This is a genomic window from Leisingera sp. CC-HEC096 (assembly GCF_059429235.1).
Map to the genome: position 1 here is coordinate 1,788,123 of NZ_JCAIJS010000001.1, position 25,709 is coordinate 1,813,831.

25 protein-coding genes are annotated in these 25,709 nt (G+C 59.2%); 14 read left to right on the forward strand and 11 right to left on the reverse strand.

Features of this window, described 5'->3' with window-relative positions; genetic code table 11:
* Nucleotides 1–28 precede the first annotated feature (28 nt).
* From AC5STI_RS08780 to AC5STI_RS08790, 3 genes are read left to right on the forward strand one after another with little or no spacing between them, the layout of a single operon-like run.
* The gene (locus AC5STI_RS08780) at nt 29–838 is read left to right on the forward strand and encodes a TatD family hydrolase (RefSeq protein WP_495446393.1); all 810 of its coding nucleotides are present in this window, start codon (nt 29–31) and stop codon (nt 836–838) included.
* Nucleotides 838–1,635 (forward strand): MBL fold metallo-hydrolase, encoded by a 798-nt coding sequence (locus AC5STI_RS08785; RefSeq protein WP_495446394.1) that lies wholly within the window; start codon nt 838–840, stop codon nt 1,633–1,635. The genes AC5STI_RS08780 and AC5STI_RS08785 overlap by 1 nt, the downstream gene beginning before the upstream one ends.
* A gap of 50 nt (nt 1,636–1,685) precedes the next feature.
* Entirely contained in the window at nt 1,686–2,618 is a 933-nt protein-coding gene (locus AC5STI_RS08790; RefSeq protein WP_495446395.1) for an AEC family transporter, read from the forward strand.
* Between the two features lie 76 nt (nt 2,619–2,694).
* Here the strand turns inward: AC5STI_RS08790 and AC5STI_RS08795 are convergent, their stop codons facing one another.
* The 3 genes from AC5STI_RS08795 to AC5STI_RS08805 form a co-directional block, all read right to left on the reverse strand.
* Entirely contained in the window at nt 2,695–3,429 is a 735-nt protein-coding gene (locus AC5STI_RS08795; protein WP_495446396.1) for an aspartate/glutamate racemase family protein, read from the reverse strand.
* Between the two features lie 9 nt (nt 3,430–3,438).
* Complete coding sequence (locus AC5STI_RS08800) at nt 3,439–4,131, reverse strand: GntR family transcriptional regulator (protein ID WP_495446397.1); 693 nt, start codon at nt 4,129–4,131, stop codon at nt 3,439–3,441.
* Between the two features lie 95 nt (nt 4,132–4,226).
* Nucleotides 4,227–5,129 carry a LysR family transcriptional regulator gene (locus AC5STI_RS08805; RefSeq protein ID WP_495447746.1) on the reverse strand — a complete coding sequence of 301 codons (903 nt, stop codon included), beginning with the start codon at nt 5,127–5,129 and terminating at the stop codon, nt 4,227–4,229.
* 50 nt (nt 5,130–5,179) lie between these two features.
* On the opposite strand from AC5STI_RS08805, the gene AC5STI_RS08810 reads away from it, so the two are divergent.
* The 6 genes from AC5STI_RS08810 to AC5STI_RS08835 all read left to right on the forward strand — a co-directional run bounded on the left by AC5STI_RS08810 (nt 5,180) and on the right by AC5STI_RS08835 (nt 11,497).
* On the forward strand, nt 5,180–6,358 hold the full coding sequence (locus AC5STI_RS08810) for an enolase C-terminal domain-like protein (protein WP_495446398.1): 1,179 nt from the start codon (nt 5,180–5,182) through the stop codon (nt 6,356–6,358).
* The gene (locus AC5STI_RS08815) at nt 6,355–7,608 is read left to right on the forward strand and encodes an NAD(P)/FAD-dependent oxidoreductase (protein ID WP_495446399.1); all 1,254 of its coding nucleotides are present in this window, start codon (nt 6,355–6,357) and stop codon (nt 7,606–7,608) included. The genes AC5STI_RS08810 and AC5STI_RS08815 overlap by 4 nt, the downstream gene beginning before the upstream one ends.
* 48 nt (nt 7,609–7,656) lie before the next feature.
* Nucleotides 7,657–8,631 (forward strand): TRAP transporter substrate-binding protein, encoded by a 975-nt coding sequence (locus tag AC5STI_RS08820; protein WP_495446400.1) that lies wholly within the window; start codon nt 7,657–7,659, stop codon nt 8,629–8,631.
* A gap of 72 nt (nt 8,632–8,703) precedes the next feature.
* Nucleotides 8,704–9,237 carry a TRAP transporter small permease gene (locus AC5STI_RS08825; protein ID WP_475046794.1) on the forward strand — a complete coding sequence of 178 codons (534 nt, stop codon included), beginning with the start codon at nt 8,704–8,706 and terminating at the stop codon, nt 9,235–9,237.
* A gap of 6 nt (nt 9,238–9,243) precedes the next feature.
* Complete coding sequence (locus AC5STI_RS08830) at nt 9,244–10,554, forward strand: TRAP transporter large permease (RefSeq protein ID WP_495446401.1); 1,311 nt, start codon at nt 9,244–9,246, stop codon at nt 10,552–10,554.
* A gap of 4 nt (nt 10,555–10,558) precedes the next feature.
* Complete coding sequence (locus tag AC5STI_RS08835) at nt 10,559–11,497, forward strand: hypothetical protein (RefSeq protein WP_495446402.1); 939 nt, start codon at nt 10,559–10,561, stop codon at nt 11,495–11,497.
* On the opposite strand, the gene AC5STI_RS08840 is transcribed toward AC5STI_RS08835, so the two are convergent.
* From AC5STI_RS08840 to AC5STI_RS08860, 5 genes are all read right to left on the reverse strand, one after another.
* A complete protein-coding gene (locus tag AC5STI_RS08840) occupies nt 11,481–12,383 on the reverse strand; it encodes a hypothetical protein (protein ID WP_475046799.1) in 903 nt (300 codons plus the stop codon). The genes AC5STI_RS08835 and AC5STI_RS08840 overlap by 17 nt on opposite strands.
* Before the next feature lie 74 nt (nt 12,384–12,457).
* On the reverse strand, nt 12,458–13,831 hold the full coding sequence (locus AC5STI_RS08845; RefSeq protein WP_495446403.1) for a hypothetical protein: 1,374 nt from the start codon (nt 13,829–13,831) through the stop codon (nt 12,458–12,460).
* A complete protein-coding gene (locus AC5STI_RS08850; protein WP_495446404.1) occupies nt 13,821–14,522 on the reverse strand; it encodes an FkbM family methyltransferase in 702 nt (233 codons plus the stop codon). The genes AC5STI_RS08845 and AC5STI_RS08850 overlap by 11 nt, the downstream gene beginning before the upstream one ends.
* The gene (locus tag AC5STI_RS08855; protein WP_495446405.1) at nt 14,519–16,087 is read right to left on the reverse strand and encodes a class I SAM-dependent methyltransferase; all 1,569 of its coding nucleotides are present in this window, start codon (nt 16,085–16,087) and stop codon (nt 14,519–14,521) included. The genes AC5STI_RS08850 and AC5STI_RS08855 overlap by 4 nt, the downstream gene beginning before the upstream one ends.
* Nucleotides 16,088–16,198: 111 nt before the next feature.
* Complete coding sequence (locus AC5STI_RS08860) at nt 16,199–18,475, reverse strand: glycosyltransferase family 2 protein (protein ID WP_495446406.1); 2,277 nt, start codon at nt 18,473–18,475, stop codon at nt 16,199–16,201.
* Between the two features lie 385 nt (nt 18,476–18,860).
* Between AC5STI_RS08860 and mobC the strand changes: the two genes are divergently transcribed.
* From mobC to AC5STI_RS08885, 5 genes are all read left to right on the forward strand, one after another.
* The gene (gene mobC, locus AC5STI_RS08865) at nt 18,861–19,217 is read left to right on the forward strand and encodes a plasmid mobilization relaxosome protein MobC (protein ID WP_065328048.1); all 357 of its coding nucleotides are present in this window, start codon (nt 18,861–18,863) and stop codon (nt 19,215–19,217) included.
* A complete protein-coding gene (locus AC5STI_RS08870) occupies nt 19,214–20,488 on the forward strand; it encodes a relaxase/mobilization nuclease domain-containing protein (RefSeq protein ID WP_495446407.1) in 1,275 nt (424 codons plus the stop codon). Before mobC ends, AC5STI_RS08870 begins: the two co-directional genes overlap by 4 nt.
* 96 nt (nt 20,489–20,584) lie before the next feature.
* A complete protein-coding gene (locus tag AC5STI_RS08875) occupies nt 20,585–22,381 on the forward strand; it encodes a type IV secretory system conjugative DNA transfer family protein (protein ID WP_495446408.1) in 1,797 nt (598 codons plus the stop codon).
* 70 nt (nt 22,382–22,451) lie between these two features.
* The gene (locus AC5STI_RS08880) at nt 22,452–22,712 is read left to right on the forward strand and encodes a hypothetical protein (RefSeq protein WP_495446409.1); all 261 of its coding nucleotides are present in this window, start codon (nt 22,452–22,454) and stop codon (nt 22,710–22,712) included.
* Between the two features lie 129 nt (nt 22,713–22,841).
* Nucleotides 22,842–23,915: a hypothetical protein gene (locus AC5STI_RS08885; protein WP_495446410.1), complete on the forward strand. Its 1,074-nt coding sequence runs from the start codon at nt 22,842–22,844 to the stop codon at nt 23,913–23,915.
* 89 nt (nt 23,916–24,004) lie between these two features.
* Here the strand turns inward: AC5STI_RS08885 and AC5STI_RS08890 are convergent, their stop codons facing one another.
* From AC5STI_RS08890 to AC5STI_RS08900, 3 genes are all read right to left on the reverse strand, one after another.
* Entirely contained in the window at nt 24,005–24,472 is a 468-nt protein-coding gene (locus tag AC5STI_RS08890; protein ID WP_495446411.1) for a nucleoside deaminase, read from the reverse strand.
* Nucleotides 24,473–24,475: 3 nt separating this feature from the next.
* Nucleotides 24,476–25,039, reverse strand: a complete 564-nt coding sequence (locus AC5STI_RS08895; RefSeq protein ID WP_495446412.1) for an ureidoglycolate lyase — start codon at nt 25,037–25,039, stop codon at nt 24,476–24,478.
* Between the two features lie 103 nt (nt 25,040–25,142).
* Complete coding sequence (locus AC5STI_RS08900) at nt 25,143–25,601, reverse strand: recombinase family protein (protein ID WP_495446413.1); 459 nt, start codon at nt 25,599–25,601, stop codon at nt 25,143–25,145.
* Nucleotides 25,602–25,709: the final 108 nt, after the last annotated feature.

Here is a 25,709-nt window from a genome sequence, read left to right on the forward strand (position 1 = left end):
GCGCGGCGCAAGCGGCACCAGAGGATCCATGACCGAGACGCCCCCCCAGATTACCGACAGCCACTGCCATCTGGACTTCCCGGACTTTGAGGGCCGCCTGGATGAGGTGATTGCCAGCGCCGCTGAGGCTGGCGTGACCCGGATGGTGACGATCTGCACCAAAATGAAAAACGAGCCGGCTGTGCGCGCGATTGCCGAGACTCACGCGCCGGTCTTCTACGCCGCGGGCACCCACCCGATGAGCGCGGCAGATGAGCCGCTGGTCTCGGTGGATGAGCTGGTGGCGCTGGCCAAACACCCGAAGTTCGTCGGCATCGGCGAGACCGGGCTGGACTACCACTACACCGCCGACAGCGCTGCCGTGCAGCAGGAGTCGCTGCGCATCCACATTGCCGCGGCCCGCGAAACCGGCCTGCCGCTGATCATCCACGCCCGGGCGGCCGACGACGACATGGCGCGTATCCTGAGCGAAGAGATGAACAACGGCGCATACAGCTGCGTGATGCACTGTTTCTCCTCCTCCGCAGAGCTGGCCAAGGCAGCGCTGGACTTGGGGTTCTACCTGTCGATGTCCGGTATTGCCGCCTTCCCCAAGAGCCAGGAGCTGCGCGATATCTTTGCCGCCGCGCCGGTGGAGCGCATCCTGGTGGAGACCGACGCCCCCTACCTGGCGCCGCCGCCCTACCGCGGCAAGCGCAACGAGCCTGCCTATACCGCCTTTACCGCCAAGGTGGGCGCAGAAGTGTTCGGCATGGACTACGCCGGTTTTGCCGCGCAGACGCAGGCGAATTTCGACCGGCTGTTCTGGAAAGCTGCCCAGTATGAGGCCGCCGCCTGATGGCAGAGATGCGTTTTACCATCCTCGGCTCGGGCTCGTCGGGCGGGGTGCCGCGGATTGGCGGCCACTGGGGCGATTGCGACCCCAAGAACCCGAAGAACCGGCGCCGCCGCTGCTCGATGCTGGTGGAGCGCGACGGGCCTGACGGCACCACGTCGGTGCTGATCGACACCACGCCGGACATGCGCAGCCAGCTGCTGGATGCAGAGGTGAGCCGCCTGGACGCGGTGGTCTACACCCATTCCCATGCCGACCATCTGCACGGGATCGACGATCTGCGCATGGTCTATTTCAACATGCGCCAGCGCATCCCGGTCTATGCCGACGGGGCGACCCAGAACGACCTTCTGAACCGCTTTGGCTACGCCTTTGCGCAGCCCGACAACTCCCCCTATCCGCCGATCCTGGACCTGCAGACCATCGGCGGCCCGTTCTCCATCAGCGGGCCCGGCGGCGGAATCACCTTCCGCCCGTTCGAGGTCAGCCACGGTTCCATTGACTCGCTGGGGTTCCGCATCGGCGGGCTGGCCTATCTGCCGGATGTGTCGACCATCCCCGACAGCGCCCTGCCGGAACTGGAGGGGCTGGATGTGTGGATCCTGGACGGGCTGCGCCGCACCCCGCACCCGACCCATTTCAGCTACCAGGAGGCGCTGGAGTGGTTCGAAAAGATGGCCCCCAAACGCGGTGTGATCACCAACATGCATATCGACATGGATTACGACACGGTCGAGGCCGAGACCCCTGACCATATCACCCCCGCCTTTGATGGGATGGTGATCCGGATGGAGGTCTGAAGGGGCGCAACGCAGCGCCCCTTTTCTTTTGAGGAATTTGAGGAAGCACCGTGTTTCAGAGCCTGATTGACGTCATTCTGCCGGTGTTTCTGGTTGTCGGCGCAGGCTACGCCGCCACCGCCAGGCGCGTGCTGAGCCAGGATCACATCGAAGGGGTGATGAAGTTCGCCCAGGGCTTTGCCATTCCATGCCTGCTGTTCAAGGCGATGGCAGAGCTGGATCTTTCCGCCAGTTTCGATCCGCGGCTGCTGGCGAGCTTCTATACCGGCGCATTCACCTGCTTTCTGATTGGCGTCTTCGGTGCCCGGACCTTGTTCAAGCGGGACTGGGAAGACTGTATCGCCATCGGGTTCTGCTGCCTGTTCTCGAACTCGGTCCTGCTGGGGCTGCCGATCACAGAGCGCGCGTTCGGACCTGAGAACCTGACCGGCAACTACGCGATCATCGCGTTTCATTCGCCGTTCTGCTACGGCGTGGGCATTACCGCGATGGAGTTTGTACGCAACCGCGGGGCGGGCGGCGTCAAGACTGTCACATCCGTGCTGAACGCGATGTTCCGCAACGTGCTGATCCTCGGCATTGCGCTGGGGTTTGCTGTGAACCTCTCCGGGTTTGCCATTCCGCTGGTGTTGGATGAGGCGCTGTCGCTGATTATCCGCGCCGCCCTGCCCTGCGCGCTGTTTGCCTTGGGCGGGGTGCTGGTCAAATACCGGCCAGAGGGCGACATGCGGGCGATCCTGTTTGTCTGTTTCACCTCGCTGATGATCCACCCGGCGATCGTCTGGACGCTGGGCTCGGCCTTGGCGCTGCCGCTGGACTTGTTCCGCTCCGCCGTGCTGAACGCGGCGATGGCGACCGGGTTCAATGGCTATATCTTTGCCAATATGTACGGGCGGGCCAAGCGGGTGGCAGCGTCCTCGGTGCTGATTGCCACCGGCGCCAGCATCCTGACAGTGTGGTTCTGGCTGCTGGTTTTGAGCTGATAGATGGCGGTGGGCGGAATCGCCCACCCTACGGGCCATTCAGCGTAGGGTGGGCGATTTCGCCCACCGTCCGGCCTCACCAGCGAGGATCTTCCAGCTCCAGCGGAAATCCTTTGGGCAGCAGACCGGCCTGAAACCAGTTGATGAAGGAATGGATCGAAAACACCGGCAGCCCGGTCGCTTTGCGCACATCACGGGCGTAGGGCACCATATTTGTGCATTCCAGCACGATAGCGCCCAGGTCCGGTATCTCCGCCACCATTGCACGGGCAGCGTCGATCATGTCCAGGCGGCAGGCCTCGAAGTCGATCGAGGCCGCGTCGCCCAGGATGTCGCGGGTAAAGGCGCGGAGGCCGTCTGTGCCGGCAATGGGCGTATCCGGCGCAACACCTGCGGCAACAAGATGCGCAGGTGTCAGCGTGGCCTTGGAGATCGTCAGGATGCCGCAGCGCTTGCCCGCAGGCAGCAGATTCTGCACCATCGGCACCTGCATCAGCGAGGATGTCGCCACCGGCACGCCCAGCGCCTGTTTCACCTCGTCCTGGATCAGTGCCAGGAAACCGCAGTTGGTGGTGATGCCATCGGCCCCCATTGCCACCAGGTCGCGCCCGGCCTCGACAAACAGGTCCGCCAGCTCTTTGGGATTGCCGCGCACGACGTTCTCAGGGTTGGCACCGCGCACCACCTTGTAGTGCACCGGGAAGTCCCAGGTCATCGCGTTGCCCATGTCGCCATGGATGCGGGGAAAGCGGGTTTCCAGCATCAGGATGCCAACTGCTGCGCCGTAAACTGTCTTGCCGCCGTGTTCCATGTGGCTCCCCTACTCGTCCGGCACGTAAAGCTGGGAGAAGGCGATGCGAACAGCCTCCGTCGCCTCCTCCCGGCGTTTCTCGATATGGCTGCGCATGGCTGCTGTCGCGGCCTGCGCATCGCGGGCGGCGATTCCCTCGACAATCTGGCGGTGGGCCGAGATGTCGCCCGGAGCCTTGCCCCCGGCCCGGTCGCGAAGGCGTTTGAGGTCGATCAGCCGGATATAGCGGATGCGGCCATTCAGGTTGTTCAGGATGCGCTGCAGCTCGCTGTTGCCGGAGAGCTGCGCCAAGCGGGCGTGGAAGCTTTCGTCCATTGCCAGCAGCGCCTCCGGATCGGTGGCGCTTTCGTATTCCGGCTCCATCCGGTTCAGGTAGTCCGCCAGCGCCGCGATATCCTCATCAGTGGCACGGGTGCAGGCCAGCCGCACAGCTTCGCATTCCACTGCCACCCTGGCCTCGTACAGATCCATGATGTAGCTGGGCGTCAGCGGGCGGCAGAAGAAGCCGCGGTTGTTCTGGAAGGTCAGGAACCCCTCGGCCACCAGCCGGTTCAGCGCCTCGCGCAGCGGCGTGCGGCTGGCGCCCAGCACCTCAGACAGCGCGCTTTCGTTGATCCGTTGGTCAGGCTTGAAGGCAAAATCCGCCGCCATCCGGCGCAGCGCCTCATAGACCCGGTCCACATTGCTTTCGCGTTTGGCCATGTTCCCGCCGTTCGTTCAATCCGCGGTGCAGATTAGGGGAGCGCCCGGCCCTGCGCAAGATTGAATTCCGTACTGCATACAATTCCGGGAGAAGGTCAGGTTTCTGCCACGCAGTACGTCGCCAGCTCCTGCTTCAACAGCGCCAGGAACTCCTGCCCTACCACTGACAGCGGGCGCGACTTGGAGGTGATCACCGCCATTTCCATCATGATCCTGGGCCGGAACGGACGGGAGACGAACCCGCCGCCGGTCTCGAAGCTCAGCACAAAGGGGTCGAGGATCGAGACCCCCATTCCCTCCTGCACAAAACTCAGGAGGTTCTTGAACATATGCGAATGCACCCGGGTTTTCAGCGGGATTCCAGCCTGCTGAAAGACTTCCCGGGTGCGGCGGTGGGTCATGTGCTCCGGCCCCATGACGATGAAGGGCACACCCTCCAGCTGTTCCGGTGTCAGCACCTCGTGTTCGGCCAAGGGGCTGTCCGCCGGGATCGCCAGCCGAGTTTCGACGGTGATCGGATGCGCCTCCAGCCCGTCATGGATCAGGGGCATTTCGCAGACGCCGATTTCGAAAAGGCCGGAGATCACCCACTCCTGGATCTTCAGCGAATACTGTGCCTGAAATGATATCGACATGTCCGGGCGTGTGCGGGCGAAGCGGGCGATCAGCGCGGGCATGAAGCCGAAGGACAGCGAGTGCTGAGAAGCAACCTGCAACTGGCCCGCCTGCTTGTTTTGAAGGTCCGTCACCGCCTGCGCCACGTGGTCCAGTCCGCGCACCACGGTATCGACTTCCTGGAACAGCACCCCGGCCTCGGGCGTCGGGATCAGCCGGCCCTTGCTGCGTTCGAACAGCTTGAGGCGGGTCTGGCGCTCCAGCTGGTAGAGCAGATTGGAGATGCCAGGCTGGGAAATGCCCAGCTGCTCGGCCGCGCCGGTAACGGTGCCGGTTTCGACGATGGCGTGGAAAGCCTGCAGCTGGCGGAAGCGGAGAGACATCGGCAGCCTATCACTTTTCATGATACTCTTTCGAATTCTTTGTATTGGCAATGATGATCCAGTCAAGGCAGGCTTTTCCAAGCTTCTGGGAGGAAAGCGAAGTGCTGGAACAAAAGATTGCCGGGATGGACCTTTGGCATCTCGCGCTGCCCGTCTTGTCGCGCCGCGACCACGGGATCGGGTCTGTTGAGGGCTCCTGCGAAGTTGTGATTGTACGGCTGCGCAGCGAAGGCGGCGCCGAAGGGTTTGGCGAAGCCTCGACGTGGTCGGTGTTCACCGGCACCCCGGAAGCCAGCCTGGCGGCGCTGGACCGCTACATCCGGCCGCTGGTGGAAGGCCGCCGGGTGGCGGACAGGGCGGCGATCATGGAGGATGCGGCCAAGGCAGTGGCCCATTGCACAGAGGCCAAGGCGGCGCTGGAAAGCGCTTTGCTGGACCTGACCGGGCGGATCACCGGCGCGCCGGTCTGGGCGCTGCTGGGCGGCAAGTGCCGCGATACCATTCCGCTGAGCTGCTCGATTGCCGATCCGGATTTCGGGAAGGACGTGGACCTCTTGCACCGGCTGCGGGCGGACAATGTGGGGCTGATCAAATTGAAGACCGGCTTCAAGGATCATGCCTTTGACATCATGCGGCTGGAGCGGATCGCCAAGGACTTCCCCGAATTCCGGGTGCGGGTGGACTATAACCAAGGCCTGAGCATTGAGGTTGCGCCTGCCCAGGTGCGCGACGTGGCGCAGTTCAAGCCGGATTTCATCGAGCAGCCAGTGCGGTTTCATCATTTCGGCATGATGGCAAAGCTGAGGGAGATGATCGACGTGCCGCTGCTGGCAGACGAAAGCGTCTTTGGCCCCGAGGACATGGTAAGGGCCGCGCGTGAAGGCATCTGTGACGGTGTCTCGGTCAAGATCATGAAGTCGGGCGGGCTGACCCGCGGGCAGACGGTGGCGCGGATTGCGGCGGCCAACGGACTGTCTGCCTATGGGGGCGACATGTTCGAGGCTGGGCTGGCGCATCTGGCGGGCACCCACATGATTGCCGCCACTCCCGAGATCCGGCTGGGCTGCGAGTTCTACCAGGCGAGCTATTTCCTGAAAGAGGACATTCTGGAGACGCCCTTCCAGGTCAAGGACGGCCAGGTGGTGGTCCCGGACGGGCCGGGGCTGGGCATCAGGCCGGATGTTGAAAAGCTGAGCCGTTTCGCGGTCGCCAAGAAGGTTGCGGCATGACGGCGGAGAAGAAAACCGTTGCCATCATCGGTGCCGGCATTGTCGGCGTCTCCGCCGCGATTGAGCTGCAGCGCGACGGGCATCAGGTGATCCTGATCGACGGCAAGGGGCCGGGCGAAGGCACCAGCCATGGCAACGGCGGCATTCTGGCCTCCTGCTCTATCGTGCCGGTGACAGGTCCGGGGTTGTGGAAGAAGGCACCGAAGATGCTGCTGGACCCCAGCCAGCCGCTGTTCATGCGCTGGGGATACCTGCCCAAGCTGGCGCCTTGGCTGATGAAGTACATGAGCCATGCAAATGCAGAGGACACCGCCCGCATCGCGGCTGCGCTGGCGCCCATTGTCGGGGACTCGCTGGCGGATCATCAGGCGCTTGCGGCGGGCACCGGGGCGGAGCGGCATCTGAAACCATCGGACTACCTGTTCCTCTACAATGACCGGGCGCATTTCGGCGAGGACGCATTCGGCTGGGGCCTGCGCAGGAAGCATGGGTTCCGCTGGGATGAGCTGGAGGGCGCGGATGTCCGGGCCTATGACGGTATCTATGCCGAGGAGTTCGGCTTTGCCGCGCGGCTGAAGGATCACGGGCTTATCCTGGACCCGGGCCGGTATGTGAAGGACCTGGCCGCCCATGTGACGGCCAATGGCGGCCGGCTGATCCAGGCCATTGCCGAGGATGTGGCCCGCCAAAACGGCAAGGTGACCGGCGTGCGTGCCGGCGGGGAAACCATCCCCTGCGATGCCGTGCTTGTGGCCACCGGCGTCTGGTCCAAACCTCTGGCAGAGAAGCTGGGAATTTCCGTACCACTGGAGGCAGAACGCGGCTATCATCTTGAATTATGGGAGCCTTCGGCGATGCCGAAAGCGCCAGTCATGGTGGCAGCGGCCAAATGCGTGGTGACCCCGATGGAGGGACGGATCCGGATTGCGGGCATTGTGGAGTTCGGCGGGCTGGAGGCCGGGCCGTCGAAAGGCCCGCTTGAGCTGTTGCGCAAGAACGCCCGGCGCATTCTGCCCGGTGTCACCTGGAAACACGAAGAGGAATGGCTGGGCTACCGTCCGGCACCGGCGGATTCGATCCCGGTCATCGGCGAGCTGCCGGGCCTGTCCGGTGCCTTTGCCGGCTTTGGCCACCATCACGTCGGCCTGACCGGCGGGCCGAAGACCGGGCGCCTTTTGGCGCAGATGATTTCGGGGCGCGCCCCGAACATCGACATGAGCGCCTATGATCCGGCACGTTACGCGATTTGAAATTAACCAGTGCCCCTCAAGGGGCCGCAAGCAAACAGGGAGAACACAATGAAGAAACTGACCAAACTGCTGGCCGCCACCGCGCTGACCGCGGCTGCCGCCCTGCCCGCCGCCGCGGAAGTCTGGGATATGCCGATGGCCTATTCGGCCTCCAACTTCCACTCCGCCACCGGTGCTGAGTTCGCCGAATGCGTGACCACCGGCACCGGCGGCGAGATAGAGATCAAAACCCACCCGTCCGGCTCGCTGTTCAAGGGAGCCGATATCAAGCGCGCGGTGCAGACCGGCCAGGCGCCGATTGGCGAGCGCTTGCTCTCCGGCCACCAGAACGAAAACGCGCTGTTCGGCTTTGACTCGATCCCGTTCCTGGCGACGTCCTTTGATGACAGCGACAAGCTGTGGAAGGCCGCCAAGCCCACCATCGAAAACCTGCTGGCCGAGCAGAACCTGACCCTGCTTTATGCCGTGCCGTGGCCGCCGCAGGGGCTTTATTTCAAGAACGAGGTGAACTCGGTCGCCGACATGAAGGGCATCAAGTTCCGCTCCTACAACAACGCCACCTCGCGCCTGGCAGAGCTGACCGGCATGCTGCCGGTGACCATCGAGGCGGCTGAGATCAGCCAGGCCTTTGCCACCGGCGTAGCGGACTCGATGGTCTCCTCCGGCTCCACCGGCTATGACCGCAAGGTCTGGGAGAGCCTGAATTATTTCTACGAAGTGGATGCCTGGCTGCCGCGCAACTACGTGTTCGTGAACTCCGATATCTGGAGCGGCACCTCGGAAGCCAATCAGAACGTGATCAGGGGCTGCGCCAAGCTGGCTGAATACGCGGGCAACTGGCGCGCCAAGGAGTACACCGGCTTTACCCTGCAAGGTCTGCGCGACGGCGGCATGACCGTAGGTCCGGCCTCTGACCAGATGGTGGGTGAGCTGAAGGAAATCGGCGTCACCATGACCAATGAATGGCTGGAAGCGGCTGGTGAAGAAGGCAAGGCCATCGTCGACGCCTTCAACGCCGAGTAATCAGACTGCTTGATACGGGCGGCGCTGAAGTGCCGCCCGTTTTCTCATAAAGATAAAGCCGATGGGGATGCCATGACTGTGCTCAGGGGGCTGCGCTCCGGTCTCGATTTTCTGTACCTGGCGGCGGGGGTGCTGGCCGCCCTCTGCCTGATTGCCATTCTGGGGCTGATCGTGGTTCAGATGCTGGCCCGCTGGACCGGCGAGGTCTTCCCCGGCGCGCCGGATTACGCTGGCTATGCGATGGCGGCGGCGTCCTTCCTGGCCTTTGCCAATGCGCTGAACCGCGGCAGCCATATCCGGGTGTCGATCCTGCTCAACGCCGTGCCCGAAGGTTTCCGCCGGGTGCTGGAGATCTGGTGTTTTGGCATCGGCACCGCGGTGATGTGGTACTTCTGCTTCTACGCCTACCGCTTTGTCTACTGGAGCTGGAAGTTCAACGACGTGAGCCAGGGCCAGGACCGCACGCCGCTGTGGATGCCGCAAAGCGCCATGCTGATCGGCGCGGTCATTCTGGCCATCGCCCTCACCGACCATTTGTTCCACGTGATTTTCCGCGGCGATCACCGCATCACCCGGGATCTCGAAGATCAGAGCCACGCGGAGTAAGCGCCCATGGAAAATATCTCAGTCATCATCCTGTTCCTCTTCGTGCTATTCACGCTTCTGGGCACCGGCGTCTGGGTTGGTCTGGCGCTGATGGGCGTGGCCTGGGTCGGCATGGAGCTGTTTACCACAAGGCCGGTTGGCGACGTGATGCTGACCACGGTCTGGTCGGCCTCCTCCAGCTGGACCCTGACTGCGCTGCCGATGTTCATCTGGATGGGGGAGATCCTTTATCGGACCCGATTATCGGAGGACATGTTCAAGGGCCTGTCGCCCTGGATGGCGCCGCTGCCCGGCGGGCTGGTGCACACCAACATTGTCGGCTGCACGGTCTTTGCCGCGGTCTCCGGCTCCTCTGCCGCGACGCTGACCACGGTGGGCAAGATGTCGATCCCCGAGCTGCGCAAGCGCAACTATCCGGAGCGCATGGTGATCGGGACGCTGACCGGTGCGGCCACGCTGGGCCTGATGATCCCGCCGTCGCTGACGCTGATCGTCTATGGTGTCACCATCAATGAATCGATCACCAAGCTGTTTTTTGCGGGCATCCTGCCGGGTCTGGTGCTGGCGGCGATGTTCATGGGGTACGTGGCGATTTACTCCAAGGTCGGCAAGGACTGGAACCCGGATCAGGAAAGCAAGCTGAGCTTTGCCGAGAAGGTGAAGAACTCCCGTTTCCTGGCACCGGTGATTGCGCTGATCGTCGTGGTGATCGGCTCGATGTACCTGGGCTTTGCCACCGCAACCGAGGCGGCGGCGTTCGGGGTTATCGGTTCGCTGCTGCTGGCACTGGGTCAGGGCTCGCTGAATTGGAAGACCTTCTCTGAGAGCCTGATGGGTGCTACCCGCACCAGCGCGATGATTGCGCTGATCCTGGCGGGCGCGGCGTTTCTGTCCTTGTCGATGGGCTTTACCGGGCTGCCGCGCGGGCTGGCGGATCTGATCGCTGGCTGGGAGCTGACGCGGTTTGAGCTCTTGATGGTGCTGCTGGTGTTCTACATCGTGCTCGGCTGTTTCCTCGACGGTATCTCCTCGGTGGTGCTGACGATGGCGGTGGTGGAGCCGATGATCCGGCAGGCGGGCATTGACCTGATTTGGTTCGGCATCTTCATCGTGGTGGTGGTCGAGATGGCGCAGATCACCCCGCCGATCGGCTTCAACCTGTTTGTGATGCAGGGCATGACCCACCACGAGATGAGCTATATCGCCCGGGCCGCGATCCCGATGTTCCTGATCATGGTGCTGATGGTGTTTGTGCTGATCGCCTTCCCGGAGCTGGCGACCTACCTGCCCAACAACCTCAGGCCGGGACCGGTCTAGGCACATGCTGCGCGCGCTCGCCTTTGCCGCCCGGCACGGGCGGGCCGCCTTGGTCCTGGGGCTCATGGCCGGGCTGCTGCTGCCCGGCCTGGCCGCAGCCCTCCAGCCCTGGCTGCCGGAAATGGTGGCCGGGCTGTTGTTTCTGAACGCCTACCGCATCGGGTTGCGCAAGGCAGCAGGCGGTCTGGCGGACGGCATTGGCACGCTCAAGGCGATTGCCCTGCTGCAGATGGGCCTGCCGCTCCTGGCGCTGGGAGCAGCGTCACTGTTCGGCGTCGCGCACACCCCTGCCGCGGTGGCGCTGATCCTGATGCTGAGCGCACCATCCGTAACTGGCAGCCCCAATATCACCGCGCTGATGGGTCACGCGCCGGAACCTGCCTTCCGCCTGCTGATCACCGGCACTGCGCTGATGCCGCTGACGGTGATCCCGGTGTTCCTGCTGGCGCCCGGCCTGGGCGATCTGGGCGAGGTGCTGCGCGCCGCCGGGCGGTTGATCGCCGCCATTGGCCTTACCGTGGCCGCAGCCTTCCTGCTGCGCCGCGTGACGCTGCCGGAGCTGCGCCAGGATCAGGCCAGAGCCATAGACGGCCTGACCATGATAGCGCTGGCAGTGATTGTGGTCGGGCTGATGGCCGCGCTGGGGCCGGCACTGCGCACGAACCCGCTGCTGGTTCTGCAATGGCTGGGTTTTGCCCTGGCGGCCAACCTGGGCCTGCAAATGCTTGTGTTTGCCGTATTGCGCCGCCGCGCGGGCAGTGGCGCGGTGCCAGTCTCCGTTGTCGCCGGCAACCGGAACTTCGCCCTCTTCCTGATCGCCCTGCCCGCAGCCACGACCGACCCGCTGCTGATCTTCCTCGGCTGCTATCAGATCCCGATGTATCTGACCGCAATCCTGATGAAGCCGCTTTACGGCCGCCAGGATCTCAGGACAGAAACGTGACCCCGGGCATCCTGCGGATCAGCTCGGTATCGGCCAGGTAGGTTTCACCCATTGCATCCACCAGCGGCTGCGACCAGCCCGGCAGGTCGATTTCCTCCTCCACCGCCGCCTCGGAATGGAAATAGGTCAGGAACAGTTCATGCACCCGTTCGCGCTGGTCCTCCGACAAGCCGGGGCGGCTGGACAGATAGGCCTCCAGCCGCTCATATCCCTGCTCGGAGATGATGCCGCGGGTGATGTCGAACTCACCGCTGAAGCGGAAGCTGCTGCCCAGACCGGTCACATGCCCCAGGATACCGGGCCAGATGACCGGCGTCTCCTCATTGCACCAGACGGTCAGGCGGCAGCCCGGGTTGTGCTCCTGAATGTCCGCAACAACATCGGACCAGCGAAGGTTCAAAAAATCCGTGCGTCCGGCGAATTGCTCCCATGTTCTGCCTGACTGCGACCGGAACACCGGTCCGATCAGGGCTGCCGGATCGCGCAGGCCGAGGAAAAATTCGCAAGGATTGCCTGGAAACACACGCCGCAGAGCCGCGGCGTTGCTGCCTGCGTTGCGGAACAGCCGTCCGCCGCTGAGCATCCACCCGGGCACCCCCAGAAAGCCCGAATTGGTCAGAATGAGACGCGACACGTCTTGGTCTTTGACGATGGAAGCCAGAAGCGCTTCGCGTTCCTGATCCGTCAACAGTCCCTTGTGCTGCTTGCGCATCAGGCTGGTAACCGCGGGCATATAGGTCCCGGGACGGCGGATCATGACACCGCGCTCCAGCAGCGGCTGCGCATCCTTGCGCAGCGACCAGGTCAGCTGGCCGTTGTCGGTATTGGGGGCCCCGATGTGGAAGGCGAGGGTTATGTCCCGCATGGTGCTGTCTGCCTGGTTCATTGTCGTGTCCGGCCGCTGCCCGGTATTCTGTCCGCGGTGCCGCTGCCTGCCCGCCGCGCCGCTGCCAGCGCGGGCTACAGCCGCGCCTTCATCCGGCGGAAGAACCGGTCGTCCCGCTGGCGCAGAATATAGTCGCAGACCCGCTGCGCAAGCCGGGGATGGCCGCGGTCCAAGGCCAGACTGGCCAGCTCCCGCTGAAAGCGCGGGAAGCCATGCCGCTTGCGCAACAGGCGGTGGAACTGGTGCGGGGTCAGCTCGCCGGAAATGGCACCGCGCGCAACGTCCTGCAAAACACCCATCTGCTGCAGCGAGGATCCGAGCCGGTGCCCCAGCAGCGGGCAGCGCCAGAAGGTGACATTTGCGCCGGTGAACCGGGCGGCATGGGCGGCATCCGGCGCCACATAAGGGTCGAACATGATATGCACATCGCCCGCAGCCCGGCTGGCCAGCGCGGCATCGCCGAAGGGACCGGAAAAGTCCCTGTCCCAGACCTTCTTGTAGCGCATCTCCCAGGGCACAATTGTCTTGTCGAGGGTGGATTGCGGGCTGATCGCAAACACCGTAGACCCCGGCGCCGCTGCGGCATAGGCCGCCGCCGCATACCCGCCCATCGAGGCGCCATAGAACACCACCCGGGAAAACTGCTTGAAAAAACCGCTGTCGCGCAGCGCCTCAAACTTCCGGCTGACTTCCTGGTGGCGGAACCAGGTCCAGCCATTGGCCATCACCCCCAGCATCGACCAGCCCTGCGCCTCTATGAAGCTGAAGCCCCACGGCCGCCGGTCCGCCCGCTTGGTCATTGCGATGTCGAGGTTGTCGAAGGTGACCACCAGCGTCTTGCCGCGGGGAACGAACAGAAACGAATGCTCCTCCAGCTCGTCAAAGAAACCTTCCTTGCCCGCCAGCGCCTGCGCGGTCTGCGCCCAGCCTTCGACCGGCTCTGCATCGTCCTGCGGCTCAACAGAGAGCACCGCAAGCCCGTTGGAACCGTCCTCCGGCAGTTTCAGCGTATTGCAGCCGCCATAGGAGTTTAAGAACGGGTAGCTGCCCGAGCCCTTACGGATTTCAAAGACTGCGCGGCTGAGCGGATGCAGCGCCCGGTCCAGGACGTATTTCAGCCTCCGGGGCGCGTGAACAGCGCCAAAGCCGTTCAGCGAAATCAGGACATCGTACTGCTTCAGGCTGTGCGGCTGGTCGGCCACCCGGACGGCCTCGCGGTCGACCCCGCCCTGTTCCAGCCGGGAGAGATAGTCAGCCAGCTGCTCCTTAGGAAGGGGAACAAAGGTGCCGCTGCTGTCGAGGCTGACAAGATCAATACAGCAGCCATAGCGCTGGTGCAGCAAGACGGCCAAACCGGGGGCCTGGCCATTCACATCCGCAATACTTTCGACGTCATCCGCATCCAGTGCGGGCAGAACCGTTTGGAAGTCGAAACCGTTATCCAGCATATTTTTTCAGCTGCCATCTTGGGATGCGCCGGAACAGGACCGATCCGCCACGGCTGACCTGCTGATCGTAGCAAAAGCCGCTCTGCGACAGCGCGTCAAAACAATGCTTTATCCCAATTCTCTTAATTTTTCGCGTATGGATCTCCAGGAATATCTTGTCGATCCCGCTCAGATCCGCCGGCGCGAACAAATCCCGCTCGCCGCCTTCGATGTCCACAATCAGCGTGTTGGCCTTGAAGTCCCGGATCAGTTTCGACAGGCGGATGCCCGGAACTTCGATTGCCTTCTGGTAAGGCTCCTCCCCGTCCAGCGAAGACGACCAGAATTGTTCGCGGACATAGAAGGGAACCGGGGCTTCGGCTGCCGCATCGTTCAGGGCAACGCAGTTACGCACCTGCGCTGCCTGCAGGCCGTTCAGTTCGTGGACGCTGCGGATGAAGGCACAAAGCGTCGGATCAGCCTCGACGCAGAGCACGTTTTGGACGCCGAGACGGACGCCCAGGAAAGAAGAAATGAATCCGATCCCGGCTCCCAGCTCAATCACCCGATCGTCCTTCTCCAGAAACTTCGGGGTGCCGGAGACCTCGTCGAGCTCATAACGGTCCTTGCGGATTGCGCGTTCGATCTTTGAGGTGATGACGTTCGGGTCCAGCGGGATTTTCACCCCGTGCGTTTCAAGAATTTCCGTCATTTCTGCTGGGCCTCGCGGGTCAGAACGGTGGAGTATTTGCCGTGCTTGGCCAGCACATCGACAGTACCGAAGCTTTTCATCGCGCCGATACCGCCGGACCCCTTGCGGATGTCCAGCACGATACCGCCGCCCTTGTTGATCTGATTGCGGAACAGATCCTCGTAAGTGCCCACGGGATAATGAAACCCGCAGGACGCCAGGCTGATGACCAAGTCAAAACCGCCCAGCGCCGCGGTGTCTTCGGCTTTGGGGTTGATGGTGGTGATCTTCTCAGCCGGAACGCCGTTCTTCTCAAGGAACGCGCGGGCGGTCTGCAGACTGGTGTAGCCTGCCCCTTCGCCCTGGAAGCCGAAATGGCGGCCATTGCCCTCTTCGATGTCGATCAGCACAATGCCGCATCCATAGCGGCGGTACAGCAACAGGCTGGCAAAGGCATAGCCGCAGCCGATGTCGGCGGCCCGCTTGGGCGCGATGGCATCGGTGGAGCCAAAGAAGAAATTGCATTCCCGTTCCGCAATCCGGATCGACTCCTGCAGGATATGGTCCCGCTGCGCCCGGGCTTCCGCCAGCAGGAGCGCCTCGTCGCCCGCCATCCAATCCCTGATCGTCTGACCGGAGCGAGCCAGCTCTGAGCGCTGCAAAAGAATATTGGCCACGTCCCGGTCGCTGAACATCGAAAAATCCAACGCGGACGGGTCCATCATTTCCGAAGCGGCCTCTTCCGGTCCGGGGTCGGCCTGCAGCAGATGGCGGGTTTTCTCCGCGTTGATCCCGTGCTTGGCCAGCAGTTCGTGCACATAACACCCTTCGGCCGGCACGCCGCCGTATTTGGCCGCGATATTACGGAAGCGGCGGCCCCAGAAGTGAATCGACAGGGTATCGCTGCGGATATGGCCGCGCGCCTGGCTCGGGCGGTTCGGGTTCAGCACCACCCCTGCCCGCTTGAACGGCACGGGATAGATCACATGGCCCGGACGGGAGTGCGAGACCTCGCCGGTTTCCTGCAAAAACCAGGTCAGCGCATCAGGCCCCCAGACGCCCCAAGGCAGCAGCGAGACGTGAACCCCCTGCCCGGCCTCCTTGAGCGCCCGCAGCTCCGCCTGTTTCTGCGCGCTATACCAGGGCGGGATGGGATATTCGTCGCTGGTGAACCGCAGCATCGCCTTGAGCGTCTTGGAGGTCTTGGGCAGCCGCAGCACGCCGTTGTTGACCATCGGCTTGTCGTCCGAAATCCACCCGTGGAAGTGTTTGCCCCTGATGTCCCAAGGCTGGCAGCAGTAGGCATCGGTATCGGCCCAGATATAGTCGGTCTGGCGCAGCATATGCAGCCGGAAGATATCTGCGTGATACGCCGGGCTGCCGGTTTTCGCGTGGCGGATGATGCGCTCAGCAGGCAGGATTTCATTGGCATCAGCCACGTGCACGCCATCGGGCACGCCCTTGACCTCGTCATAGGTGAAAAGGACCACCTCATGGCCATTGTCCAGAAAGGACTGCAGGCAAAGCTGCTCCAGCCAGCTGAGCTCAGCGCCCACCCATAGCGACGCAATCGCCGGAAGTGCCATGATACCTGCCCCTTATCAAACCCAACGCACTGGCCGTCTAACCGCGCCTTTTTGTTACCGAAAATTACTCCGGCACCTGAAGCCCTGTCAATCTGGCGGGCTTTGGAAGGTTCAATGTGTGGTTTCCCCGCGCGCCACAGTGAACCAGAAGTCGCTGCCCGGGTCTTTTTCGGCAATCCCGTCAGGGATCACACCGGGGCCGCTGAGGAAGACATTGGCGCCGAAGTGCGCGTGCATCCGCGACAGCTTGCGCAGTTTGTCCCCGGTGAGTTCGCGGAACAGTTCCAGCATATCGTCGCGGGTCTTCAGCTCCTCGATCTTCTCGCGGTGCTTGCGGCAGGAGTATTCATGCGCAGCGGCGATATCCGGATCCGCCAGCAGCCGCGCCATCTCCGCCTCCAGCGCCGGGATCATCCGCTGGATCGACCGTTCCTCCTCGGCGTTGTTGTTCATGCGGAACCAGTAGGACAGACCCTGGTCCCGGTCCACGTGGTTCACCCGGCCGCGGTCGCGCTTGACCAGGAAGCTTTCGGCGCTGCGCACCGCGTAGTGGTTCAGCTGCACCAGGTCATAGCCATAGGTGCTCATCGACGAGCGCCAGCCGTTGCGGAACATCTCCCGCGGCATGTCCCGGCCTGAGCCGTTGACCCAGCGGATGTCCTGCCACAGCTGCGGCTTCAGCCCCTTGGGGCGGTGGACCCCGAGTTTCTTGAAAATGCCCGTGTTGCGGAACAGCGTCTTGAAGCCCCAGGCCTGATGCGGCTTGCGGGTCACCTCAAAGGCACAGCGGGTGAATTCCCGGGTGATCAGATCGCCAGTGAAATCGCGCACGTCGTTGTTGCCGAACAGCCGCCAGGTCATCGAGATCATGTTGGCTTCGCCCACCGCCTCAAACAGGTCCGCCAGCCGCCCTTCCCCGCATTTGATGTTGATGAACTCATCCACATCCATGCAGACCAGCCACTCAGCATCCCGGATGACCGGCTCTTCCTCCGCCGCCTGCAAGGCTGCGTGCTGCGGTTTCAAATCAGTTCCCCGGAACGGGTTTTCGCGGTGCTGCACAAGGCCCTTTTCCTGCAGCATCTGCAGCATGGTGTCGGTGCCATCGGTGCAATCGTTGGTGTAGACGAGGAAATCGTCGACCCCAATCACCCGGTGATAGGCCAGCCATTCCAGGATGAACGGCCCTTCGTTCTTCATCGTCGTGACAATGGCGGTTCTGGGCGTGCCTCCACTGCGCCGGACGGCCTGCTCCCCGGGAATGCGCACGGGGTTGGCGCCGAAATACCCGGTGGCCAGGTCCAGCAGCGCCGGGGTCTCCACGAGGCTGGTTTTCGGCACGATTTTTGAAACGGTGTCAGTTGGGTGGCGCAAGGCCATGCAGCGGTAAAAACGCAGCTCATCCGCCGGATCAGGTTCTGCCCCCACCACGCGGATCAGGCGCCAGATACAGTTCACTCCGGCCCTGGCCGGTGAAAGGCACCAGCGCGGACGCAAACCGGTGGCGTCGAACTGGGTGCAGATGTGATCGGCAAAGGAGGCCTCGTTCTCCTTGCGCACCCGCCAGGGGTAGGCCTGCACCCCGCCCAGCCGCACAAAGCCGGAGGGCGCCGCCGCAGCCCGGTCAAAGGCACCCGGGCCATCGCCGGGCGCCAGCAGATCGAACAGGTCGATGTTGGCCACCGCCCTCGCCCGCGCAAGGAAGCGCGCGCGCAGAATCTCGTAGATCAGAAACTCGCCCAGCGGCGCGCGCCACGGGTCGGCAGGCGGGATCTCCATACGGTCCTTGCCCGGAGCGCCCGGCACGTTGAAGGGATGCGCCTCCTCCGGCAGGCCATCCTTGCCCAGAGGCAGTTTGGAATGCACCACCACAACCTGCCGCAGCCCCTCGATGCTTTCCGCCTGCTCCTGCAGCTCTTTGATGAAGCGGCGGCTTTCCTGCGGCGGGGCCCGGTCCAGGATCACTGCCCCTTGCAGTCCATGCTGTTCGGCATGAAACCGCAGCCATTCGGCTGCGGTCTGGACCGTTTCGCCATTGCGCACCGCCGCTAGAACATTGAGGCCTGCGAACAGTTCCGTCTCGTCCGGGTGGAGACTGATGTCGAACTGCGAGCCATCAACGCGGACCGCAACAGTGCGGTGCCCGCCGTCGATTTCTGCGTCCAGGACAGGCGCGCCGCCATAGTTGTGCAAGTTCGTCTTGCCGGACTGCGAAACTGTATCAAGCCCCTCCCGCCGGGTGCCGGATTTGAAGAACAGGCGGGCCAAGCGGCCAGTGCCGCTTGGTATTTCCACTGCGTCCAGCAGGACGGACTGCCCCAAGGACAGTGCAGAAAGCTCGCGTTCAAGGATCTTGCTGTCGCGTTTCCCGTTTGTTGGGCTGGGCATACTGCTGCTTTACGTTATGGCGCTCTTGGCCCCGGCAGACGCGCCTGGAGCATCTGCGCTTATAACCGCCCCGCCGACCTGCCGGAACCGGGAAACACCGTGCCCCGCCCGCAATACAGCCCGCAGCTGATATTCCCGCAACACGCCGCCAAGGCTCGCTGCAGCAAGCGGCTGCTTGTTCAGGCTTAATTTTCGGGAAAGTTGGTGCACCTGCGCGTTTTGATCTAGAACAGTTGTCGGCTGAAGAATTGATCGAGTCCTTGCAGGATTGGGAGACTTATCTGCAATCTGATCCGGTTGTATCTCGCAAGCTTTTCTTGCTTCATGCAACTGATGACACGAGCATATCGCCACCATCATCACCGCTTACAGGAGGGTCAAAGCCATGAGCCGTCCTGCCCCATTTTCATTGCGCCTGAATGATGATGAGCGCGCAAAGTTGGAAGCCCAAGCTGGGGCGATGCCCCTGTCTTCCTATATCAAATCTGTGATCTTTGCGGAGGATGCGCCGCGCTATCGCAAGCGCCGTAAAACACCTGTTGAGGAACAACGGTTGCTGGCAGAGATACTCGCCCGCCTTGGTCAATCTCGTCAGGCCAATAACCTCAACCAGATTGCCAAACATCTGAATCTGGGCACGCTGGTGGTCGATCCTGATTTAGAAGAGGATCTCAAACGTGCCATTGCCGAAGTGTCTTGGATGCGGGCGACCCTTATGGATGCGCTGGGGAAATCCTCATGATTTTGGTTGGTTCACAAAGAGGTGGGGCAACCGCACTGGCTAATCACCTGATGAATGATCGTGACAATGACCATGTGCGCCTTCTGGATATTCGGGGCTTCATGGCGCAAGATCTGCATGGGGCGCTCAATGAAGCTCATGCCGTGTCCAAGGCCACGCGCTGCAAGCAGTTTATGTTTTCGCTGAGCTTGAACCCTCCACAAGACCATGTGGCGGATGAGGAGATGTTTCAAAAAGCAGCAGATCTGGCTGAGGCGAAGCTCGGTTTGGAAAACCAGCCGCGTGCGATTGTGATCCACGAAAAGGAAGGTCGTCGACACGCGCATGTGGTGTGGTCGCGGATCGATGGGGAAGCGCTTAAGGCGATCAACCTTCCGCACTTCAAAAACAAGCTGAAGTCTTTGTCGCGTGATCTGTTTCTAGAGCATGGCTGGGATCTGCCCGAGGGACTGAAACGCCATGGCGGTAAAAATCCTCTGAACTTCACTTTGCAGGAATGGCAGCAGGCCAAACGCCAAGATCTTGATCCACGCGAAATCAAACAAACTTTTCGCCAAGCGTTGGAAGCCTCTGACAATTTGCAGTCTTTGACACACGCTTTGGAAGAGCGAGGCTACTTTCTCGCCAAAGGAGATAGGCGTGGCTTTGTTGTGCTCGACACCAACGGGCAGATCTATTCTCTGCCTCGGTGGTCGGGTGTGAGGACAAAAGATGTAAAGGTGAAGCTGGGTGATCCTGAGCAGCTTCGGCCTGTGCGTGATGTGAAACATATTTTGCTTCACCGCATGGCTGGGCAAGCAAGAGAATACGCGCGCCAAGTGCGGGATCGACATCAGAGTGAACAAAGACCGTTGCTGGATAAACGTGAAGCCCTGATTGAAGAGCAGCGCAAAGACCGAGAAGAGTTGAATATCCGGCAAGAGGCTCGCTGGGCAGAGGAAGCAAAAGCAAGATCTGCGCGATTGAACAAAGGCCTGCGGGGATTGTGGGATCGGGTAACAGGGAAATCTCGTGCAATCCGTGATGAGAACGAACGTGATGCGTTGGCATGCGCGAAGCGTGACCGTGATCAGCGTCAGGACCTGATTGAACATCACTGGCGAGAACGACGCGATTTACAACATGAGATCGTGACAACCCGCAAGAAACAAAAAGAAGATCGCAAAATCCTGATAAGGGATCTGGTGGGTTATTTGCGCCGAGTGGATCAGGCACAAGTGCGGGACACGCAACATCGGCGAGAAAAGAACCGCAGCCCGCGCATCCGCTAGGGATTGATACCCTCAAATACCTTGGTATGGCCCCGTCTGAAATCTGTGTGGTTTCGCTACGGCTTAGGCACGTTCAATTCGAAATTGGAGTGACCTATGAAACCTAATCCTATCCACGTAACACCCAAACAGGTGATGGCAGCCGCTGCTGGCATCACTTCGTTTTTCCTGTTCTTCCGCACAGTCAACTATATGCAATATGGGTTTGGCCTTTCGGACTATCTCGTGATGGCTCCTCTGATCCGTGCAGGTATCATTGGCAGCGCTTGCATTATTGGTTTTGGCATGGGGTGGTTGTTGTCACCACAAGCCGCCAAGATCCGCATGATGCTTTTCACCTGTGCAGGGTCCGTGCTCACAATGATCGCGATATTCAGCAATGATGCACTGGGTTGGAGCCTAGCCGCTCTATTGAGTGTCGTTGGTTTCAGCATGGCGATTGGTTATTGGCTGGGTCGCGGGTTGCGCGCCTTGGCTGAGCCGCCAACCACCTTTGGATCTAGCTATTGGGCCACCACACAGGACATTCAGGAGAAGGGTCTGTTTGAACCCGGTGGTATCCGCCTTGGTACGGCCACCGATGGGGATCATGAGCGGACGATCCATTATCACGGTGATCGGCATCTGTTCACGTCCATGATCACGCGCGATGGCAAGGGTACATCGCAAATCATCCCTAATCTTCTGACATTGCCAAACTCAACGCTGGTGATTGATCCCAAAGGGGAAAATGCGATGATCACAGCCGATGCACGCCGAGCGATGGGGCATGACGTTCATATCTTCGATCCATGGCATATCGTTACAAACCAAAATGAGGATGCCGCATGCTTTAATCCCATGGATTGGCTACAGGCTGGTGATGTTGATATCACCGAGAATGCCATGATCCTTGCGGATGCTCTTGTGACCAAAGACCGGGATGTTGACCCTTTCTGGTCACAGGAGAGCATGGCATTCCTGCAAGGGCTGATCCTCTATGTGGCAACAGACCCGATGGAGGCTGGGCATCGCCATCTGGGGCGCGTTCGAGAGCTGACCTTGCTTGATGGTGAAGATCAGCAAACATTGTTCGAGCGCATGCTCAATGCCCCCCATCATGTGGTGGCCAGCACGGGTGCACGGTGTCTGCAAAAGGACGACAAGCTGCTATCCAACGTGATCGCCTCTGCACAAGCACAGACCCATTTCTTGGATAGCCCTCGTGTGCAAGAAGCGCTCTCACGTTCGGATTTTAAGTTTGAGGATCTGAAATCCAAACAGATGAGCGTCTATCTGGCGATGCCTGCTGATCGTCTCCATACCTTTGCACCGTTGCTGCGGATCATGGTGCAGATGGCAATCACGGTGAATGCTCGCAACATTAGCGTCCAGCCGAAAAGGCCTGTGCTCTTCATCCTCGATGAGATGGCAGCCCTTGGACGATTGAATGCTATTGAGCAAGCCTATGGGCTGATGGCGGGGTACGGCATGCAGCTTTGGGGCTTTGTGCAGGATCTGGCCCAGATGGAGAAAGTCTATGGGAAAGGTTGGCAGAGCTTTATCTCCAACTCCGGGATGATTTCCTATGGCGGATCTGCGGATGATATGACCACCAAATACTTCTCTTCCATGTGTGGGGAGACCACTGTGTGGAACTTTTCATCGGCGGTCGCCCGCGCCTTTGGCAGCAGTACGGGTAAAGGTGGGGTCACGAGCAACAATTCTGAAACCGATACGGACACGCGCGCAGCATCACAGCGCAAGCTGGCCTATCCTGATGAGTTGCGGCGCATGAATAAAGGCAAGCAGTTGCTCTTCATCGACAACATGCCGCCCATCATTGCCAAGCGCGCAAAATGGTATGAGCACCCAGCACTCAAACTCAAGGGCGTCAATCTTCACCTGAAATAATCCAGATGTAATCACAGGCAGCGGCAAACTCCGCTGCCTGTTTTTTTGTTTTTACTTCATGGAGGCAGCTATGACCGAGCGCCTGAGCAAACGCTTCAATCTTCATGCGTCACAAGAAGAGACGATCAGAGACAAGGATAATGCTGATCCGCGTCTTGAGCCGCAGATAGAGCGCAAGCCTGCGCCAAACTTAGCGCCCGGTGGCATGCTGGGGATACGGCGCAATCTGCCCAGCAATAATCAATCCAAAGGCGCTGAGCCACGGGAAGCGCTCAAGCATGTGTTCAATCAGCGTGCCGGAAAGACGCCAGATCAATCACGAGAGCGATAGGAACCGAAACTAGTATTGCCGCCTTGATAAGAAACGATACTACCCATAACGTATAATATGACTGATTGCGTAGCAGGCCATACCACTAACTATCTATTTTGTTGGTTGTTTTCTTCATGAGGTGAAAAAATGAAAAATTTCAAAACCAATACCGACAATAGGCTAACTTGGAAAATATTGTGGATTTTTGCAGTTTGCTTGATAGTGATAATATTAGGATTCGCGCTCGAAAGCGTCGAGTTTGACGTTAAGAAAATCGGAGATGCGCTTCTTACTTCTGATACACTTAGGTTCGTCACGGGTTTATTTGTTTCTATCGCTGTTGGCCTTCTAGCAACAGCAGTATATGGGTTAGTTAACAACCGCGAAGCGCAAAGAGTTCTAGACAATATTCATGAAGCTGGACATGGAGATCTGGTGAGATCCATTCTGAATCAGGTTTACAATTATGGTGGCGTTTGTTTTCCACACTACAGATTGCGAATCAAGATGACCCCATCGCCTTGCAGGAAATACATTCAAGTAACGCAAGAGTATGAGTATAAAAAAATTCTTCCCGGCGCTCGAACTGTTCGCTTTAGATTTAAAAGGCTCTCTAGTGAGGATGAAAACAATCAGCTTTCAGCCGAACCAAACCTATTAAGTGAGGATTACAAAAGATATGAATTTTTCTTCAAGCTAAACGATGCCCAGTTTTATGACAATGGTATATCGAAGGAGGAAATTGATGAGCACTACGGCGTATCAGATTTTCGAGTGGATGGACAACCTGTCACCGTAGAAGGTGAACATGGGTTCAATGATACATATATTGCGAACTTACCAGATTCTGCAAATAAATCTTCAGAGCGACTTTTGCACTATACGGTAAAGTACCCTATAGATTGGGATGATTATATATTCATACTGTATGAATATCCAGCAAAGGACATTAGGGTTATTTTTGACTATTCAGAAATAAAGGATGATATATATTTCCACAGAGTCGAGTTTTTAGGTTACGAACTTGGATTTTCTGCCGATAGGGGAAATAAAGACGGCATTGCTGAGATGTCCCACACAGGCTGGCTTCTCCCAAAAAGTGGTCTAATAGCCATCTGGTACAGGCGCAAAAACGATGAGAAAGAAATACCTATAAAAACAAACCCTGACAAATCCAAATCAACACGCCGAAAAACCACTAGAAGAAGCAGAAAATCATAGCTCTCTCTATAGTGCATTTAATTATTTTTTTAACTCTAGGAGAGCCAATAAAGATTCTCCTAGAGCATGGCTGAATTACTGTCGCTTATTTAAAAATCCTCATTCCACTCTCTGAATAAAGTTTCACCTTGCTCAGAAAACTCTGAAAGGTGAGTATACTTCACAACTTTATCGCCGTACCCATCAGACACTAAATTATACAGTGAGTCAGTAAGCGGCAGTTTGGAAAGAGCAGCATCCTTTCTTTCTACATCTACTGCAAATACCACATCGGTTAATTTTGCAAGTATCATACACGAAAGGCACATGGGGCACGGAAGGCCCACCACGTACATCTTGCAGCCAGAAAGGTCCGGGCTGCGCAGTTTTTTGCTTGCTATCCTTATTGCAGCAATTTCAGCATGATCTGATGGATCGTGGCTACATTGAACCGAATTCACTGCTTCCGCAATGATCTCACCTTCCTTCACTATGATCGTTGAGAACGGCCATCCTCCTTTATCAACATTTTCTTTTGCGAGATCGATTGCTCTTTGCATAAGTTGATTTTCATTCATATTTTACATCTCCACAATTACTTCTATCCCAAGGCGATCAGGGAGGTTCACTTTGTAAACGTCTCCATGATTCATTTCTCTAGGTGTATCCATTTCCACAAGCGCTTGAACTACCTCATCTGAGTTACCTGTGATGCAGGTCACAGGTCTATCAAGAGCCATGGGGAAATCATGCCACACACCCTTTTTTAAAACAATGCCCGTCCCGCTATCGAACAAAAAACATCTAAGTGATAAAGGATCAGGTTTGTCTCTCTTTCCCTCTGTTAGATTGTGTGTTGGGGTAGCTAACAACATGGCAAATTGACTAGACCCCAATCCGATAAAAAATTGGGTCATATTCATATGCCGCTCTAGCCAGATGTTACTTTTTTTAGTCGGGTGTATTCTCGCTGTTCTGAGTACAGCTTTACCTGTATACTCAAACGGAATATTCTGCCCCTCATCAACATGATCGTAAAAAGGGATGGGTATGCGCTCTTGCCGAATATCTTCACCAATAAAGAATCCGAACTTTTCGGTATTTCTGGGAGTAGCTTTTTCTAATTTTACCGGAAAAATTGTCACACCATCCTCCATCATTCAATCTTATGCATTAACCTTGACATGAGTTGCGGAATTTTCAAGCCTTTCCTCTGACTGAGTTGTACTCCGGGCAGGCTTTCTAGTGCTAAATTTGCTTCGGCCTTCCCACATGCACGCCACGGGCTTTGGCAGCGGCCATACCTGCCTTGGTACGCTCTGAGATGAGACTGCGCTCATATTCGGCAAACACAGCCAATTGGCCATAGATCATGCGACCAACGGCGGTGCGTGTGTCGATCCCTTGGGTGATTGCCAGAAACTCTATGCCACGATCTCTGAGGTCATTGAGGATCTGTAAGAGATGAATGGTTGAGCGCCCTAAGCGATCCAGCTTCCATACAACAAGCGTGTCACCCTCTTTGAGTTCTTCAAATAGCTGATCAAGACCGTCACGCTTGGTCTTGGCTCCCGAGACACCGTGATCCACAAATACCTTGTCACAGCCCGCAGTGTTGAGGGCATCAAGCTGTAGGGCCTCGGTCTGATCTTTGTCAGAGACGCGCACATAGCCAATCTTTCGTGATTTCAGATGGTTATCATCCATGCTCTGAGTGTGAGCGAATTTCTGCGCAGAACAAGCGGGTTTCATGGCGATTTCCTCTTTGCAAAAGGGTTCCCTTTCACAAGCCGCACGCACTGAGGGTTTGAAGAG